At 70.9% G+C, this 16,307-nt stretch carries 15 protein-coding genes and 1 riboswitch; of the genes, 5 read left to right on the top strand and 10 right to left on the bottom strand.

Annotated features, from left to right (window positions below):
* Window positions 1-20: 20 nt before the first annotated feature.
* Entirely contained in the window at window positions 21-293 is a 273-nt protein-coding gene (locus EXE58_RS12565) for a glutaredoxin family protein (RefSeq protein ID WP_208543998.1), read from the top strand.
* 25 nt (window positions 294-318) lie between these two features.
* Here the strand turns inward: EXE58_RS12565 and EXE58_RS12560 are convergent, their stop codons facing one another.
* A complete protein-coding gene (locus EXE58_RS12560) occupies window positions 319-927 on the bottom strand; it encodes a hypothetical protein (protein WP_208543997.1) in 609 nt (202 codons plus the stop codon).
* 118 nt (window positions 928-1,045) lie between these two features.
* On the opposite strand from EXE58_RS12560, the gene EXE58_RS12555 reads away from it, so the two are divergent.
* The gene (locus tag EXE58_RS12555) at window positions 1,046-2,029 is read left to right on the top strand and encodes a malate dehydrogenase (RefSeq protein ID WP_135268210.1); all 984 of its coding nucleotides are present in this window, start codon (window positions 1,046-1,048) and stop codon (window positions 2,027-2,029) included.
* A gap of 160 nt (window positions 2,030-2,189) precedes the next feature.
* Here EXE58_RS12555 and EXE58_RS12550 read toward each other — a convergent pair whose 3' ends face one another.
* From EXE58_RS12550 to EXE58_RS12525, 6 genes are all read right to left on the bottom strand, one after another.
* Window positions 2,190-2,570: a DUF3017 domain-containing protein gene (locus EXE58_RS12550; RefSeq protein WP_135268209.1), complete on the bottom strand. Its 381-nt coding sequence runs from the start codon at window positions 2,568-2,570 to the stop codon at window positions 2,190-2,192.
* Entirely contained in the window at window positions 2,567-3,403 is an 837-nt protein-coding gene (locus tag EXE58_RS12545) for a bifunctional methylenetetrahydrofolate dehydrogenase/methenyltetrahydrofolate cyclohydrolase (RefSeq protein ID WP_135268208.1), read from the bottom strand. The genes EXE58_RS12550 and EXE58_RS12545 overlap by 4 nt, the downstream gene beginning before the upstream one ends.
* Window positions 3,404-3,430: 27 nt before the next feature.
* Window positions 3,431-4,681 carry an MFS transporter gene (locus EXE58_RS12540; RefSeq protein ID WP_135268207.1) on the bottom strand — a complete coding sequence of 417 codons (1,251 nt, stop codon included), beginning with the start codon at window positions 4,679-4,681 and terminating at the stop codon, window positions 3,431-3,433.
* Window positions 4,682-4,706: 25 nt separating this feature from the next.
* Window positions 4,707-6,269, bottom strand: coding sequence for a bifunctional phosphoribosylaminoimidazolecarboxamide formyltransferase/IMP cyclohydrolase (gene purH / locus EXE58_RS12535; protein ID WP_135268206.1), 1,563 nt, complete (start codon window positions 6,267-6,269; stop codon window positions 4,707-4,709).
* A 34-nt stretch (window positions 6,270-6,303) separates the two neighbouring features.
* Window positions 6,304-6,380, bottom strand: a riboswitch (ZMP/ZTP riboswitch).
* Window positions 6,378-6,992: a phosphoribosylglycinamide formyltransferase gene (gene purN / locus EXE58_RS12530; protein ID WP_135268205.1), complete on the bottom strand. Its 615-nt coding sequence runs from the start codon at window positions 6,990-6,992 to the stop codon at window positions 6,378-6,380. It overlaps the preceding riboswitch by 3 nt.
* Window positions 6,989-8,230 (bottom strand): cell division protein PerM, encoded by a 1,242-nt coding sequence (locus EXE58_RS12525; protein WP_135268204.1) that lies wholly within the window; start codon window positions 8,228-8,230, stop codon window positions 6,989-6,991. Before EXE58_RS12525 ends, purN begins: the two co-directional genes overlap by 4 nt.
* 96 nt (window positions 8,231-8,326) lie before the next feature.
* Here EXE58_RS12525 and EXE58_RS12520 point away from each other — a divergent pair, with 96 nt between their 5' ends.
* Window positions 8,327-10,222, top strand: coding sequence for a SigE family RNA polymerase sigma factor (locus EXE58_RS12520; protein ID WP_135268203.1), 1,896 nt, complete (start codon window positions 8,327-8,329; stop codon window positions 10,220-10,222).
* A gap of 79 nt (window positions 10,223-10,301) precedes the next feature.
* On the opposite strand, the gene sucD is transcribed toward EXE58_RS12520, so the two are convergent.
* Both sucD and sucC read right to left on the bottom strand, forming a co-directional pair.
* Window positions 10,302-11,183: a succinate--CoA ligase subunit alpha gene (sucD, locus tag EXE58_RS12515; RefSeq protein ID WP_135268202.1), complete on the bottom strand. Its 882-nt coding sequence runs from the start codon at window positions 11,181-11,183 to the stop codon at window positions 10,302-10,304.
* 32 nt (window positions 11,184-11,215) lie between these two features.
* Window positions 11,216-12,391, bottom strand: a complete 1,176-nt coding sequence (gene sucC / locus EXE58_RS12510; protein ID WP_135268201.1) for an ADP-forming succinate--CoA ligase subunit beta — start codon at window positions 12,389-12,391, stop codon at window positions 11,216-11,218.
* Between the two features lie 253 nt (window positions 12,392-12,644).
* On the opposite strand from sucC, the gene EXE58_RS12505 reads away from it, so the two are divergent.
* A complete protein-coding gene (locus EXE58_RS12505) occupies window positions 12,645-13,469 on the top strand; it encodes a M23 family metallopeptidase (RefSeq protein WP_135268200.1) in 825 nt (274 codons plus the stop codon).
* A gap of 21 nt (window positions 13,470-13,490) precedes the next feature.
* Here EXE58_RS12505 and pcrA read toward each other — a convergent pair whose 3' ends face one another.
* Window positions 13,491-15,884 carry a DNA helicase PcrA gene (gene pcrA, locus EXE58_RS12500; protein WP_135268199.1) on the bottom strand — a complete coding sequence of 798 codons (2,394 nt, stop codon included), beginning with the start codon at window positions 15,882-15,884 and terminating at the stop codon, window positions 13,491-13,493.
* Between the two features lie 68 nt (window positions 15,885-15,952).
* Between pcrA and EXE58_RS12495 the strand changes: the two genes are divergently transcribed.
* The gene (locus EXE58_RS12495; RefSeq protein ID WP_135268198.1) at window positions 15,953-16,306 is read left to right on the top strand and encodes a hypothetical protein; all 354 of its coding nucleotides are present in this window, start codon (window positions 15,953-15,955) and stop codon (window positions 16,304-16,306) included.
* Window position 16,307: the final 1 nt, after the last annotated feature.

The raw sequence follows: 16,307 nt of genomic DNA, 5'->3' as shown, positions 1-16,307 counted from the left end.
ACGAGGTGCACATTGGCAAGGTGACGAGGACGCCCGGAGGCCCAGTGGACGATGACGTCCCTGTCCTGTACTACAAGCCTGGCTGCCCCTACTCCGCGAAGCTCCGCGCCAAGCTCACCTTGGCCCGAGTGCCTCACAGGGCGGTGCGCTTCCGGGACGACGAGGCGGGAGCAGCCGCGGTCCGCGCCCACCACGACGAGGGCTACGAGCTCTCGCCGACCGTCGTCGTGGGGGGCGTCTACCTGACCAACCCGTCAGTGCGCGAGGTCCGCGAGGCGATCGCCCGCAGGTGATTGCGCCACGAGCCGCCCCCAGCGATCAGTCGACCAGCTCGGTGGTGCGGCCCGTGTCCTCCAGGGTCAGCACCGGCCCGGTGCCAGCCGTGTACGTCGTGCGGGTCCCGGTCTCCACCGACTCCAGGGTGACCTGCTCGGGGTCCTCCGCCACGATGACGTCGACCACCCGCACGGTCTCGCTGGTGGGCACAGCGTCCACGCGCACCCACGCGTCGCCGAGCCGCGGCTGCGCGGGCATGGCGAGCCCCGCGTCGTACCCCTCGCCCGCGCGCCACCCACCGTCGACCAGGTCCTGCCCGACGAGCCAGACGTTGCCCGCCTCGTCCTGGGCGTAGTAGCTGGTGGACTCGGAGCGACCCGCGCCGCGAACCCGCGTGGTCGTGCGGACTCCCGTCGCCTGCAGGCCCGCGACGTCGGCAGGCCCGGTCACCGCGACCCTCACTGCACCGACCTGCTCGCCGCCCTGCTCGACGACGTAGCGCCACGAGTCACGGCCGGCCAGGGGCAGCCACGGGTTGTCGACCTCCTCGACGAAGTCGGCGGGATCGGGCGAGGCGGTGGGGATCTCGAGCCCGTCGACGCCGGTCGCGTCATAGGGCGCAGGCTGGCCCGCGCTGCCACATCCGGACAAGCACAACAGCACAACAGTGAGGCAGCCGGCCCGATGCATGGGCGCCAGCATGCCATCGGCCCACCGCTGCTAGCGTCGGCGGGACAGAACGTCTACGAACCTCCCGAGGAGTCACGTCGTGGTTGCCCCCCTCAAGGTCGCCGTCACCGGCGCCGCCGGCCAGATCGGCTACAGCCTGCTCTTCCGCCTCGCCAGTGGTGCCCTGGCCGCGGACCGCCCGATCGAGCTGCGCCTGCTCGAGATCGAGCCGGCGCTCAAGGCGCTCGAGGGCGTCGTCATGGAGCTCGACGACTGCGCGTTCCCGACCCTGGCCGGGGTCGAGATCGGTGCTGACGCCGAGAAGATCTTCGACGGCGTCAACCTCGCCCTGCTCGTCGGCGCCCGCCCGCGTGGCCCCGGCATGGAGCGCGGTGACCTGCTCTCGGCCAACGGTGCGATCTTCACCGCCCAGGGCAAGGCCCTCAACGCCGTCGCGGCCGAAGACGTGCGCATCGGTGTCACCGGCAACCCCGCCAACACCAACGCCCTGATCGCGATGACCAACGCGCCCGACATCCCGCAGGAGCGGTTCTCCGCGCTGACCCGTCTCGACCACAACCGCGCGATCAGCCAGCTCGCGGCCAAGACCGGCGCCCCCGTCACCGACATCACGAACATGACGATCTGGGGCAACCACTCCGCGACCCAGTACCCCGACCTCTTCAACGCCAAGATCGCCGGCGAGAACGCCGCCGAGAAGGTCGGCGACCAGGACTGGCTGGAGAACACCTTCATCCCGACCGTCGCCAAGCGCGGCGCTGCGATCATCGACGCGCGAGGGTCCTCCTCGGCCGCCTCGGCTGCGTCCGCCACCATCGACGCCGCCCGCGACTGGCTCTTCGGCTCCGCCGAGGGCGACTGGGTGTCGATGGCCGTGCGCTCCTCCGGCGAGTACGGCGTCCCCGAGGGCCTCATCTCCTCCTTCCCGGTCACCACCTCGGGCGGTGACTGGAAGATCGTCGAGGGCCTCGAGGTCAACGAGTTCTCCCGCGCCCGCATCGACGCCTCGACGGCAGAGCTGGCCGACGAGCGCCAGGCCGTGACGGAGCTCGGCCTGATCTGACCGCCGAGTCGGCGCAAACACCCCGCCCAGTCGGCGTAAATCCTCATTGAGTCGGCGCTTCTGCACATGCATGGTGTGCACAAGCGCCGACTCGGCGCATATTGGCGCCGACTCGGCGGATTTAGGCGCCGACTCGGTGAGTATTGGCGCCGACTCGCGGTCAGAAGCCGGGCTGGTCGGGGATCGATCCCGCGAGGAAGATGAGAGCGACTCCGAGGACGATGAGCACGAAGGCGTCGAGGAGCTTGTGTCGTACGGCGAGCATCCCGGCGTCGCGGGCCCGTAGGAGCAGGCGGATGAGCGCGGCGCCCAGCAGCGATCCACCCATGATGCGGATGCCGAGCCGCCATTCACCGGTGATCACGACGACCAGGCCGGCACCCACCACGAGCAGCACGAGCAGGTAGAACGCGCCACCGATCGTGGAGGGGTAGCGGCGCTCCTCCACGGCCGACGGGTCGGCCTCTCCCCCGACCAGGTCCTCCGCGGAGATCGGCGGGATGTCCTCCGGCGGCTTGATCCCGGACTGGTCGTCGGTCATCGCTCGGCGAGACCGACCAGGTTGGAGAGCAGCATCGCGCGCGTCATCGGGCCGACGCCGCCGGGGTTGGGCGAGACCCAGCCGGCGACGTCCCAGACGTCCTCGGCCACGTCACCGGCGATCTGGCCGTCGACCCGGGAGACCCCGACGTCGAGGACGGCAGCGCCGGGCTTGACCATGTCGCCGGTGATGATGCCCGGCACGCCGGCGGCGGCCACGACGACGTCGGCGTTGCGCACGTGGGCGGCGAGGTCGCGGGTGCCGGTGTGGCACAGGGTCACGGTGGCGTTCTCGGAGCGGCGGGTGAGCAGGAGGCCGATCGGCCGGCCGACGGTGATGCCGCGGCCCACCACGACGACCTCGGCGCCGTTGATCTCGACCCCGTGACGGCGCAGCAGCTCGACGCACCCGACCGGGGTGCACGGGAGTGGACCCTCCTCCCCGAGGACGAGCTTGCCGAGGTTGGTCGGGTGGAGCCCGTCGATGTCCTTGTCGGGGCTGACGCGCGAGAGCAGCCGGAACTCGTCGAGCCCGGTCGGCTGCTGGACGATGAACCCGGTGACGGCCGGGTCGTCGTTGAGCTCGTCGATGACGGCCTCGACCTCGTCCTGGGTCGCGCCGGTCGGCAGGTCGCGACGGAAGGAGGGGATGCCGAGCTTGGCGCAGTCCTTGTGCTTGGCCCCGACGTACCACTGGCTGCCGGGGTCCTCGCCCACCATCACGGTCGCGAGGCCGAGGGGGGCTCCGCGCTCCTTGAGTGCAGCCACCCGGGCCTCCAGCTCGGCCATGATGGTCCTGAGGGTCGCGCTGCCGTCGAGCTTCTGTGCCGTCACGCGGGTCAGTCTAGGGAGCAGCCGACCTCACACGCCGACCGGTGCGCCGACCTTGACCAGGTGGCGCTCGGCGGCTCGCGCGGCCGGGTGCGCGACCACGGCGGCGGCCACGCCGATCAGCGCGATGACGGCCCACCCGGGGGTCCCCCAGCTCAGCGCGAGGAAGGTGTAGAGCGCCGGGAAGATGATCGGCTCGACCTGGTAGCCCATCCCCCACACGCCCTGGTAGTCGCCCAGTCGCCGGTGGTCGGACAGCTCGGAGGTCAGTCCCCAGTCGGCTGCGGACTGCCACAGCTCCGCGCCGGTGATCGTGATGTGCCCGACCCAGATCAGCACGATCGAGACCCATCCGACCGTGTCGTGGGTGATGGCCAGGAGGGCGCACGAGAGCACGAACGCCCAGCCTGACCAGCGGAACGCACGCAGCGAGCCGTCGACGGAGTCGGCCACACGGGACGCGCGGACCTGGAGGAGCACGGCGAGCACGGTGTTGGTGCCGAACAGCCAGGCCAGCAGCACCTGGGGAGCGTCGGTGCGCTCGACGAGCCACAAGGGCACCACGATGTTGAGCAGCACCTGGTTGGACGACAGGGCGCCGTTGCACAGCGCGAGCACCACGAAGCCGGTGTTGCGCCAGGCCGCCGGGGCCGCGGTGACGGTGTCCTCGAGGGTGTGGATCGGCACGTGGCGCGCGATGGCGGGCAACGTCACGGCGATCATCACGGCGTTGACGACGAGCAGTGCCCCGGTGAGGAGCGGGATGGCGCGTACGGCGTCCAGCCCCAGGCCCAGCGCCACCCCGCTCGCGCCGGCGCCCATCGTGTAGCCGACGTTTCGCGCGGCCCGCATGTAGGCCATCGACCGCACCCGCTGCTCACGGGAGAACACCGCGATCCGGTAGACGTTGCGGGCGTTGCGGCCCGCCGTCTCGAAGACCGCGAGCACCGAGAGCATGGCGACGAAGGCCACCATGCCGCTCAGGAAGGGCCACAGGAAGTAGAGCGCCGCCTCGACGGACGACGCGATGATCCACAGGGGCTTGGCGCCGACGCGGTCGGCCAGACGGCCCATGGGCAGCTGCAGGAGCAGTGCGATCCCGGCCGCGACGGACAGGCCGACGCCGACCTGGGCTCCGGAGAGCTCCACCACCTGGGTGAAGAACACGGCCGTCCCGGTCAGGAACGACCCGGTCGCGAACGCCGACAGGACGGACTGGACCGCCAGGTCGCGCTCCAGCTTGGTCGGAGGCAGGATCCGCTGCCACCACGTGGTGCTCATGTCGTGTCCCCCGTGGACCGATGCTCTAGTGGAAGAAGTGCCGTGTGCCGGTGAAGTACATCGTGATGCCGGCGGCGGCGCAGGCGTCGATCACTTCCTGGTCACGCACCGAGCCACCCGGCTGCACGATCGCGCGCACGTCGGCGTCGATGAGGATCTGCGGGCCGTCGGCGAAGGGGAAGAAGGCGTCCGAGGCGGCCACCGACCCCGCCGCGCGGTCTCCGGCCCGTTCGACGGCGAGGCGGCAGGAGTCGACGCGATTGACCTGGCCCATGCCGATGCCGACCGAGGCTCCGCCGGAGGCGAGCAGGATCGCGTTGGACTTCGCCGAACGGCAGGCGCGCCAGGCGAACGCCAGGTCGGCCAGCACCTCGGGAGAGGCGGCCTCGCCGGTGGCGAGGGTCCACGTGGACGGGTCGTCGCCGGGCGCCTGGAGGGTGTCGCGGTGCTGCAGCAGCAGTCCGCCCGACACGGGTCGCAGCTCGGCGCCGCCGCGCGCGAGGGGGGCGCACTCCAGCAGGCGGATGTTCTTCTTCGCGGAGAGGATCTCGACCGCGCCCTCGTCGAAGCCGGGCGCCACGACGACCTCGGTGAAGATCTCGGCGACCTGGCGAGCCATCTCGACCGAGACAGGCACGTTGGTCGCGATCACGCCGCCGAACGCGGAGACGGGGTCGCAGGCGTGGGCCAGGCGGTGTGCCTCGGCCACGTCGGCACCGACCGCGATGCCGCACGGGTTCGCGTGCTTGATGATCGCCACCGCCGGCTCGTCGAAGTCGTGGGCGGCGCGGCGCGCGGCGTCGCCGTCGACGTAGTTGTTGTAGGACATCTCCTTGCCGTGGAGCTGGACCGCCTGGGCCAGGCCCGGCTCGGGCACGAAGCCGCTGGCATAGAGGGCTCCCGGCTGGTGGGGGTTCTCGCCGTAGCGCAGCGTCGCCTGCTTGGTCCAGGTCGCTCCCATCCACGCCGGGAAGCCGCTGCCCTCGCTCGTGTCGGTCAGCACGTTGCCCATCCAGGAGGCGACGTGCACGTCGTAGGTGGCGGTGTGGACGAACGCCTCCGCGGCCAGGCGCTGGCGGTCCTCGAGCGTGAAGCCTCCCTCGCGCGCCGCGGAGAGCACGGCGTCGTACGACGCGGGGCTCGTCACGATGGCCACGCTCGGGTGGTTCTTGGCGGCCGCGCGCACCATCGACGGCCCGCCGATGTCGATCTGCTCGACGCACTCGTCCGGCGAGGCGCCCGAGGCGACGGTCTGGGTGAAGGGGTAGAGGTTGGAGACGACCAGGTCGAAGGGCTCCACCTCGAGCTCGGCGAGCTGCTGGACGTGGGAGTCGAGGCGGCGGTCGGCGAGGATGCCGGCGTGCACGCGGGGGTGCAGCGTCTTGACGCGCCCGTCGAGGCACTCGGGGAAGCCGGTGAGCTCCTCGACCTTCGTGACGGGGATGCCCAGGCCCTCGATGAGGGCGGCCGACCCGCCGGTGGAGACGAGCACGACGCCCGCGTCGTGCAGACCGCGGGCGAGCTCCTCCAGCCCGGTCTTGTCGTAGACGGAGATGAGGGCTCGGCGGAGCGGGATGCGATCGGTCACGGAAGGGACACTCCTCGTCGGGGTGGGCTGAAGTGGAGGGCACCCAGGCGTTCGATGCCCTCGCGCGTCACTCCCTGGTGGTCACCCACCTGCGCCAGTCGTGTGGGCTCAGCCTAGTTGAGCGCCGCCGAGGCGGACATGTCGACCCTCGACCGTCCAGCCGTCACGGGCCAGCCGGCCGACCGCGTCGACCAGCATGGCGCGCTCGACGCCCTTGATCCGCTCGTGCAGGGACTCCACGTCGTCGCCGTCGAGCACCTCGACGGCACGCTGGGCGATGATCGGACCGGTGTCGACTCCCCCGTCGACGAAGAAGAGCGTCGCCCCGGTCACCTTGACGCCGTGCTCGAGGGCATCGCGCGGCCCGTGCATGCCGGGGAACGACGGGCACAGCGCCGGGTGGGTGTTGACGGTCGGGAACTTCGCCAGGAAGTCCTCCGAGACGAGCTTCATGAAGCCGGCCAGCACGACGAGGTCGGGCTCGAACCTCTCCACGACCGTCGTCAGGGCCCGGTCCCACCCGTCGCGGGTCTCGAAGTCCGCGACCCGGCGGGTGAAGGTCGGGACCCCGGCACGCTCGGCCCGGGCCAGTCCCTCGATGCCCTCGCGGTCTGAGCCGACCGCGACGACCGTGGCGCCGTAGGACTCCTCGGCGCAGGCGTCGAGCAGGGCCTGCAGGTTCGTGCCGGAGCCGGAGACGAGGACGACGAGGCGAGCGGTCACTCCTCGGAGTCTAGGGCTCCGCGCCGCTGCCACCAGACCCAGACCAGCGCCCCGACCAGGCCTCCGATGCCGCAGGCCGCGACGGCGTGCACGAGCACCTCGGGCACGAAGGGGCCGACGTGGCGCATCCGGCCCGGACCGACGGCGCCGCCGGCCACCGACGCCAGCAGAGCGAACAGGGCTCCGGCCAGGATGCCGCCACCGCAGCCGGCGAGGGCCGCCTCGTCCCAGCGCAGCGCGGTGCCTCGCCGGCGCAGCGCACGGAAGGCCGCGAACGCAGCGAGCAGGGGCGGCAGGAAGACGAGGCTCGACACCCAGCCCGCGGGAGTGCCCGCCGCCGGGAGCGCCGCCAGGATCGGAACGAGGGGCAGCGGGCCGAGGACCACCACCGTCGGCGAGACCATCGTGCCTCCGCCGATCGCGAAGCCCGGCCCGAGCAGCCACGAGCCGGCGAACACCGAGGCGTTGGGGAGGTAGGCGGCGTTGACGAGGGCGTAGAGACCGGCCTCGGACGGGCTGGTGTGCAGCCGGGAGAACATCGTGGCCGCGTCGCCGGAGCCGGCGCCGAGCGCCACGAGGAAGATCCCTGCCGACACGACCGCCAGGGCGGTCAGCACCGACATCGTCACCACTGCGGCCGCGCGCACCCCGCGCGGGAGCATCGCCGTCCAGATGGCGGCGCGTCCCGATCCGATGGCGATCGCCGGGGCGGCGAGCGCGAGCGTCATCCCGAGCGACCAGGCCAGGACGCGCGGGACGGAAGGAGTGGTGTCGGAGCCGGAGGCCAGCGCAGCCACGACCACCGCGACGACGGCGTAGCCCGCGAAGAACAGGACCACCGACGTCGGCACGGTCAGGTCGCGCTCGCCGTCGGAGAGTCGATGGGCGTCCGGGCCGTGGCCGGACACCTCGTCACCCACACGGTGGGCCACCCGCCACACCGACCACGCGCTCAGCGCGGTGAGGCCCAGCGGCACCAGGTCGACCCGCGCGCCCATCACGCTGAAGCCCGAGCCGTGGGCGGCAAGCCACGCCAGGGCTCCCACGCGCATGCCGTCGGAAGGCTCACCGTGGGCACCGGCGTCGGAGACGAACCAGCCGACGACCCCGACAGCGAGCAGTACGACGAGAGGGCCGAGAGCGGCGACAAGTCCGCCGAGGGTGGCCACGAGCACCAGCGGTCGGGGCCGCGTGGAGGCCGCGTCCGGTGAGGTGGGGCGGACCAGCAGGGACGTCATGACGTCGCCATCATCACCCGCGGGGCCGGGATCGGCAGGTTCCCACGCCGCGTACTCGAATGTGCGCGGGTCAGGGCCGCCGGATACCTTGGAGCGGTGCCGAAGAGTCCCGAATCGTTCGATGCGTTCTACGCGTCGACGCGAGCGCGTCTCCTGCACGAGTCCTTCGCCCTGACCGGTGACATCGCCGCATCGCGCGCAGCCGTGCGCGACGCCTTCACCATCGCATGGCACCACTGGCGCAAGGTGGGCGTCCTGGAGGATCGCGAGTCCTGGGTCCGGGAGTTCGCCCACACCCGTGCCAAGCGGCGCCACTCGGCCAAGCCCTGGCACCAGGACAAGTCCCTCGACCCGGAGATCAAGGCCACCCTCGACGCGCTCTCCCGCCTCACCGGCCCGCAGCGCCACCTGCTCGTCCTCAGCGCGCTCTCGCCCCTGTCCATGTCCGAGATCGCGCGCGTCGTCGGCATGCCACGTCCGGACGCCGAGCGCGAGCTGCGCACCGCCACGGCCCAGTTCTTCCGCTACCGGGAGGCGATGCCCGCCCCCGACGTGGCGCCGCGCCTGGAGGAGCTGAACGCACCCCTCGTGGACGTCCGCTGGCCGCGCGCCACGATCATCCGCCGCGCCGGCACGACCCGTCGCCGCACCCACACGCTGGCGGGCGCCGCGCTCGCCGCCGTGGCACTGGTCGCCTCCGGGTCGGTGGTGGCCACCGGTTCAGCGGACCCGAGCGGGCTGTCCGCCGACCGCGCCACCGGCACGGTCCGCACCGAGAGCACCGACCCCGCCGCCGCAGCCCTCGACGAGTCGGTGCTTCTCGCCGACCACGAGGTGACCAGGTTCGGACGCAAGCTCGACTGGACCCAGACCAAGACCTCCGACAACCTTGCCGGCGACGGCCTGGTGATGCCGTGCCAGCGTGAGCGCTTCGCCGACGCCGAGGGCCTGGGCGCGCTCGTGCGCAGCTGGAAGGGCACCGAGGAGGTGCCGAGGCGCAAGCGCGTCGGTCGCGGCGACAAGGCTCGCGTCGAGAAGACCTCCTCGACCGTCCTGCGCACCGACGTGACGCAGCTGCTGGAGGTCTCCGCCTCGCCCGTGGCGGCCGAAGGCTCCTTCGAGGCGGCCCGCATGTGGTTCGCCGACTGCCTGGCCCCTCGCGTCCAGCTCGTCTCGACCCGCGAGGTGCGCGGTGTCGGCGACGCGGCAGCCCAGTTCCGGCTGCGCTCGTGGGGGAAGCGTCCGAGCGTCATCGACGCAGCCATCGCGCACAGCGGCCAGTTCCTGGTGACCACCGTGGTCCGCACGAGCGCCAAGCCCCTGGACACCCGAACTGCAACCGCGGGGCTCGCCGCCGCCGTCGACAACGTCTGCGACGCGGCCGGAGCGGGAGCGTGCTCCACCACGCCACGCAGCCGCGTCACCGACCCCCTCGCCATCGGCGAGCCCTCAGGCCTGCTGTCCGCCGTCGACCTGCCCCCCGTGACCGCCGCCGTGGGGCCCTGGGTCGGCACCGACCCCGACAAGGCCCACAACAACTTCGCCGCCACCCGCTGCGACCGCACCTCCTTCCGGCAGAAGGGCATCAAGAAGGCCCTGACCCGCACCTTCCTCTTCCCCGAGAGCAACCGGGCCGACCAGTTCGGCCTCACCCAGACCGTGGGTCGGATGAGCCCGAAGGCGGCGCGGAAGTTCCTCGGCCAGGTCCGCGACCGCATCCGCTCCTGCGCCCGAGCCAACCTGGGCACCACCGTCACGACCCTCGCTTCCCGCTCCGGCAAGCACCAGGAGCTCACGGTCTGGGCGCTGTCGATCGAGGTCTCCGACGCAGTGGCCGTGCCGTTCTTCATGTCGGTCGCGCGCGACGGCAACTCCGTCTCCCAGGTCGGGTTCACCCCCGACGGCAAGATGACGATGACCCGCCCCGACTTCGTCGCCGTCTCCGAGCGGGCCCTCCAGCGCCTCAGCAACCTCCCCGGCGCCAAGCGCTGAGTCTTCCGGGACGCGCAACGGCCCGGCCACCCGCTGCCGATGGGCAGCGGGCGACCGGGCCGTCGTACGGAATTGGGGCTCAGAGGCCCTTGAGGATCTCCCGCATGAGCTCGGCGGTCTCCGACGGCGTCTTGCCGACCTTGACGCCGGCGGCCTCGAGGGCCTCCTTCTTGGCCTGTGCGGTGCCCGAGGAGCCCGAGACGATGGCGCCGGCGTGGCCCATCGTCTTGCCCTCGGGGGCGGTGAACCCGGCGACGTAGCCGACGACGGGCTTGGTGACGTGGTCCTTGATGTAGGCGGCCGCGCGCTCCTCGGCGTCGCCGCCGATCTCGCCGATCATCACGATCGCCTTGGTCTCCGGGTCGTTCTCGAAGGCCTCGAGGGCGTCGATGTGGGTGGTGCCGATGATCGGGTCACCGCCGATGCCGATGGCGGTGGTGAAGCCGTAGTCCTTGAGCTCGTACATCATCTGGTAGGTCAGCGTCCCGGACTTCGACACGAGGCCGACCGGTCCCTTGCCCGCGATCGTGTGGGGCGTGATGCCGGCCAGCGACTCCTCCGGGGTGATGATGCCCGGGCAGTTGGGACCGATCATCCGGGTGGACTTGCCCTCGAGGTAGGCGACGACCTCGGCGGTGTCCAGGACGGGCACGCCCTCGGTGATCACCACCAGCAGGGGGATCTCGGCGTCGATGGCCTCGATGCAGGCGTCCTTGGTGAAGGCGGGGGGCACGAAGGCCACGGAGACGTCGGCGCCGGTCTCCTTCATGGCCTCCTCGACCGTGCCGTAGACGGGCAGCTCCTTGCCGCCGAGCTCGACGGTGGTGCCGGCCTTGCGGGCGTTGACGCCGCCCACGATGTTGGCGCCCGACTCGACCATGAGGGTGGTGTGCTTGGCACCCATGCCGCCCGTCATGCCCTGGACGATGATCTTGCTGTCCTTGTTCAAGTAGATAGACATGTCTGTTGCTTCTTCTCTCGTCTCTCGGGCGATCAGGCGCCGGCGGCGTGGGCCAGCTCAGCGGCCTTGTCGGCCGCGCCGTCCATCGTGTCGACCTGGGTGACCAGCGGGTGGTTGAGCTCGTCGAGGATCGCGCGACCCTTCTCGACGTTGTTGCCGTCGAGGCGTACGACGAGCGGCGTGCTCTCCTTGTCGCCCAGGATCTCCAGCGCACCCTTGATGCCGTTGGCGACCTCGTCGCAGGCGGTGATGCCGCCGAAGACGTTGACGAAGACGCTCTTGACCTGCTCGTCGCCGAGGATGACGTCGAGGCCGTCGGCCATGACCTGCGCGTTGGCGCCGCCGCCGATGTCGAGGAAGTTGGCGGGCTTGACCCCGCCGTGCGCCTCGCCGGCGTAGGCCACGACGTCGAGCGTGCTCATCACGAGGCCCGCGCCGTTGCCGATGATGCCGACCTGGCCGTCGAGCTTGACGTAGTTGAGGCCCTTGTCCTTGGCCTTCGACTCGAGCGCGTCGGCCTCCTCGCGAATCTCGAACTGCTCGTGCTCGGGGTGGCGCACCTCGGAGGCGTTGTCGTCGAGGGAGACCTTGCCGTCAAGCGCCTCGAGCTTGTCCCCCTCGAGGCGGGCCAGCGGGTTGACCTCGACGAGGGTGGCGTCCTCCTCGACGTAGACCTTCCAGAGCTTCTGGACCATCTCGATGGCCTGGTCGCGCAGCTCGGCGGGGAACTTCGCCTCGTCGACGATCGCGGCGGCCTTCTCGGGCGTGACGCCCTCGAGCGCGTTGATCGGGATCTTCTTGACCGCGTCGGGGTTGGTCTTGGCGACCTCCTCGATCTCGACGCCGCCCTCGACCGAGGCGATGCACAGGTGCGAGCGGTTGGAGCGGTCGAGCAGGAAGGAGAAGTAGTACTCCTCGACCGGGGGTGTGGCGGGGGTGACCAGGACGCGGTTGACCGTCAGGCCCTTGATCTCCATGCCCAAGATGTTGGAGGCGTGCTCGAACGCCTCGTCAGCCGTCTTGGCGATCTTGACGCCGCCGGCCTTGCCGCGACCACCGGCCTTCACCTGGGCCTTGACCACGGTGACGCCGCCGAACTCCTCGGCGGCGGCGCGGGCCGCGTCAGCCGTCTCGACGGTCTTGCCCAGCGTGGTTGCGACTCCATGCTTGGCGAAGAGCTCCTTCGCCTGAAACTCCATCAGGTCCACGACCCACCCAGCCCTTCAGTCTGATTGGCACAGCATTCTTGCAACTCGTGCACAGTAGACCTGTCGGCTGCGTCACAGTCAGGGCGGGGCCCACCAGGTGGTCCAGACCAGTTTTCGCCATTCCGCGGACGCGCGAGCGGGACTCCACGAGACTGGTCGGCGCTGGGGGTTGCGTGATCCCGTGACCCTTCCGTTACAGTCTGGGCTCGGTCTAGCCGACCCACCCCCGAACCGGCAGATTGGTAACTTCTTCATGGGCAACCACCGAGCGGAGCGCGGCTCGCGCCGCAGCACCTCGGCTGCAGGACCCGTGGCAGGCAAGCGCCGTGCCGCGACACCCCAGCGCACCCTGATCCCCCGCGCCCTGCCGTCGGCGCCACTCATCGCAGGCGTCGCCGTGCTCGCCGTCTCTGCCGGCGGTGCGGTCTCCGCGGCCGACGCAGGCAGCCAGCGCACCTCCGACGGCGTGCTGCGCGCAGCCGGAGCCATCAGCTCGGCCGCCGGCACCGAGGCGCTCTCGCGACGCGAAGCCGTCGTGAGCCGCGACTCCCACCGCGAGGCTGCCGACGAGGCCGCCGATGCCGAGCTCGTGGCTCTCGCCGAGAAGCAGGCCGCCGCTCACCAGGCGCGCCTCGATGCGATCCGCCAGGCAGCGGAGAAGCAGGCGGCGAAGATCAAGGAGAACAAGTGGGTTCTCCCGATGTCCTCCTACTCGCTGACGGCCACCTTCGGCGAGTACGGCCTCTGGGCCAGCTACCACACCGGTCTCGACTTCAACGGCGACAGCGGTGACCCGATCATGGCCGTGGCCAACGGCACGATCACGTCCACGGGCTACGACGGCTCCTACGGCAACAAGACCGTGCTCACCCTCGACGACGGGACCGAGATCTGGTTCTGCCACCAGACCTCGATCCACGTCTCGGTCGGGGAGCGGGTCAACGGCGGTGACGTCATCGGCACCGTCGGCACCACCGGCAACGTCACCGGGTCACACCTGCACCTGGAGGTCCGTCCCGGTGGCGGCGGCCCGGTCAACCCCTTCGACGCCTTCGTCGAGCACGGGATCGTCCCCTGAGCCGAGGCCCTGCCTCCCCGCTCAGAGCTTCTCCACCGGCGCGTAGCGCAGCAGCAGCCGCTTGACGCCCTCGGACCCGAAGTCGATCGAGGCGACGGCCTTCTCGGCGGCTCCTTCGACCGAGACGACTGTTCCCATCCCGAACGAGTCGTGCAGGACGCGGTCGCCCGGGTCGAGCTGGGGGATCTCGCGCGCCGGCTTGGCCTTCGCCGCCGCGTCCGCCCGCAGCGCGGCTGAGCTGAAGTTGCGGCGACCGGTCGCGGTGGGGCTGCCGAGTGGCGCTCCCTGACCCGAGGACAGGTCGGGGCGACCCCACTGCGTCTGTGCCGATGCCGTACGGCGCCAGTCGACGAGGTCGACCGGGAGCTCGTCGAGGAACCGGCTCGCGGGGTTGTGGACGGGAGCTCCCCACGCGGAACGAACCAGCGCACGTGACACGTGGAGGCGCTGCTGGGCCCGGGTGAGGCCGACGTAGGCAAGGCGGCGCTCCTCCTCGAGCTCGGGCTGGTCGCCGAGCGAGCGCTGGTGCGGGAACACGCCATCCTCGAGGCCGGTCAGGAACACGACCGGGAACTCCAGCCCCTTGGCCGTGTGGAGCGTCATCAGGGTGACCACACCGCTGTCGTCGCCGTCGGGCGAGTCGGGGATCTGGTCGGCGTCGGCCACCAGGGCGACGCGCTCGAGGAAGTCACCGAGCCCGACGGCCACCGTGCCGGCCTCCACCTCAGCGGGGTCGGCGCTCGGCCCCGGCTGCGGGTCCTCGGCGAACTCCCGGGCGACGGCCACCAGCTCGGCGAGGTTCTCGACCCTGGTGTCGTCCTGGGGGTCGTCGCTCGCCTCGAGCTCGGCGAGGTAGCCCGAGCGCTCGAGGACGGACTCGAGGATCACGTCGGGCCGCTCGTCCGCAGCCACCATCGACTGGAGCTCCTGGATGATGCCGACGAACGCCTGGATGTTCTTCAGGCTCCGCGTCGCCAGCCCGGGAGCCTCCTCTGCGCGCACCAGGGCCTCCCAGAACGTGACCCGCTCGCGATCGGCCAGCGCGGCGACGCACGCCTCGGCCCGCTCGCCGATCCCGCGCTTGGGGGTGTTGAGGATGCGTCGCAGGGACACCTCGTCAGCGGTGTTCACCAGCACGCGCAGGTAGGCCAGGGCGTCGCGGACCTCGCGCCGCTCGTAGAAGCGCACCCCACCGACCACCTTGTAGGGCTGGCCCGTGCGGATGAAGACCTCCTCGAAGGCGCGCGACTGGGCGTTGGTGCGGTAGAAGACCGCGACGTCGGCAGGGCGCAGGCCGTGCTCGTCGACGAGCCGGTCGATCTCCTCGCTGACGAACCGGGCCTCGTCGTAGCCGTCGTCGGCCACGAAGCCCACGATGCGTTCCCCGTCGCCCGCGTCGGACCACAGCCGCTTGGGCGTGCGCCCGCGGTTGTTGCCGATGACTGCGTTTGCGGCGTTGAGGATGGTCTGGGTCGAGCGGTAGTTCTGCTCGAGCAGGATCGTCCTGGCGTCGGGGAAGTCCTGCTCGAAGTCGAGGATGTTGCGGATGTCGGCGCCGCGGAAGGCGTAGATCGACTGGTCGGCGTCACCCACGACCATCAGCTCGCTGGGCGGCACCCGCTCGGCGCCGCCGGCGAGGGCCTCGTCGTGCTCCTCCAGCGACTGGCCGCAGAGCTGGTGGATCAGGGAGTACTGGGCGTGGTTGGTGTCCTGGTACTCGTCGACGAGGACGTGGCGGAAGCGCCGGCGGTAGTTCTCGCGGATGTCGGGGAAGGCCTGGAACATCTGGACCGTGGTCATGATCAGGTCGTCGAAGTCGAGCGCGTTGGCCTCGCGGAGGCGGCGCTGGTAGTTCACGTAGGCCGATGCGTAGGCCTCCTCGAAGCCGTTCTTGGCGTCCTTGACGGCGTCGTCGGGATCACGCAGCTCGTTCTTGTGGTCGGAGACCCAGTGCAGGACCGCACTCGGCTGGTAGCGCTTGGGGTCGAGGTCGAGGTCGCGCAGCACCAGTGTCATCAGCCGCTTGGAGTCGGCGGCGTCATAGATCGAGAAGTTGGACTTGAAGCCGCCTCCCCCGATGTCCAGGCCCGCGATCTCCTTGCGGAGGATGCGCACGCAGGCGGAGTGGAACGTCGAGACCCACATGATCCGGGCGCGCTTGCCGACGAGGTCCTCCACCCGCTCCTTCATCTCGGCCGCGGCCTTGTTGGTGAAGGTGATGGCAAGGATGGAGCCCGGGTGGGCCTTGCGCTCGTCGATCAACCAGGCGATCCGCCGGGTGAGGACCCGCGTCTTGCCCGACCCTGCTCCGGCGACCACCAGGAGCGGGGCCCCCGCATGGGTCACGGCGGCGCGCTGGGGGTCGTTGAGGCCCTCGAGGAGGCGGGAGTCGGGGGTCACTTGTGTGGTGCTCATGCTGTCGCCAGCCTACGTGGCGCCACCGACGTCGCGGTTCCCGGAGAGGGGCCCCTAGGATCCACGCCATGGAGACCCTGCGGCTCGTCCTGCTGTTCCTTCACATCCTCGGCTACGCCGCCCTGCTCGGTGGCCTGCTGGTCCAGGTGCGCGACCCGGAGAAGAAGGTCACCTCCCTCATGCGCGACGGCGCCGGTACGGCGTTCCTGGCGGGGCTGCTGCTCGTCGGCGTGCTCGAGTCGCTGGGGAGCCCCGACCACACCAAGGTCGGGGTGAAGTTCGCCATCGGGCTCATCATCCTGGTCCTGGTGATGGCCAACCTTCGCAAGCCGCGCATCCCCGACGGCCTCTACTTCGGCCTGCTCGCGCTCACGATCGCCAACATCGCCGTCGCGGTGTTCTGGTCGTCTGCCCACGCCTGAG

The organism is Nocardioides seonyuensis (assembly GCF_004683965.1).
Taxonomy (GTDB): Bacteria; Actinomycetota; Actinomycetes; order Propionibacteriales; family Nocardioidaceae; genus Nocardioides; species Nocardioides seonyuensis.
This window is presented reverse-complemented; position numbering and strand designations above follow the sequence as displayed.

Excerpts from the sequence above, each read along its gene's own strand:
- EXE58_RS12540 (WP_135268207.1), bottom strand. The coding sequence starts at position 4,681 with ATGAGCACCACGTGGTGGCAGCGGATCCTGCCTCCGACCAAGCTGGAG.
- EXE58_RS12525 (WP_135268204.1), bottom strand. The coding sequence starts at position 8,230 with ATGACGTCCCTGCTGGTCCGCCCCACCTCACCGGACGCGGCCTCCACG.
- pcrA (WP_135268199.1), bottom strand. The coding sequence starts at position 15,884 with ATGAGCACCACACAAGTGACCCCCGACTCCCGCCTCCTCGAGGGCCTC.
- EXE58_RS12550 (WP_135268209.1), bottom strand. The coding sequence starts at position 2,570 with ATGACCGACGACCAGTCCGGGATCAAGCCGCCGGAGGACATCCCGCCG.
- EXE58_RS12505 (WP_135268200.1), top strand. The coding sequence starts at position 12,645 with ATGGGCAACCACCGAGCGGAGCGCGGCTCGCGCCGCAGCACCTCGGCT.
- EXE58_RS12495 (WP_135268198.1), top strand. The coding sequence starts at position 15,953 with ATGGAGACCCTGCGGCTCGTCCTGCTGTTCCTTCACATCCTCGGCTAC.
- sucD (WP_135268202.1), bottom strand. The coding sequence starts at position 11,183 with ATGTCTATCTACTTGAACAAGGACAGCAAGATCATCGTCCAGGGCATG.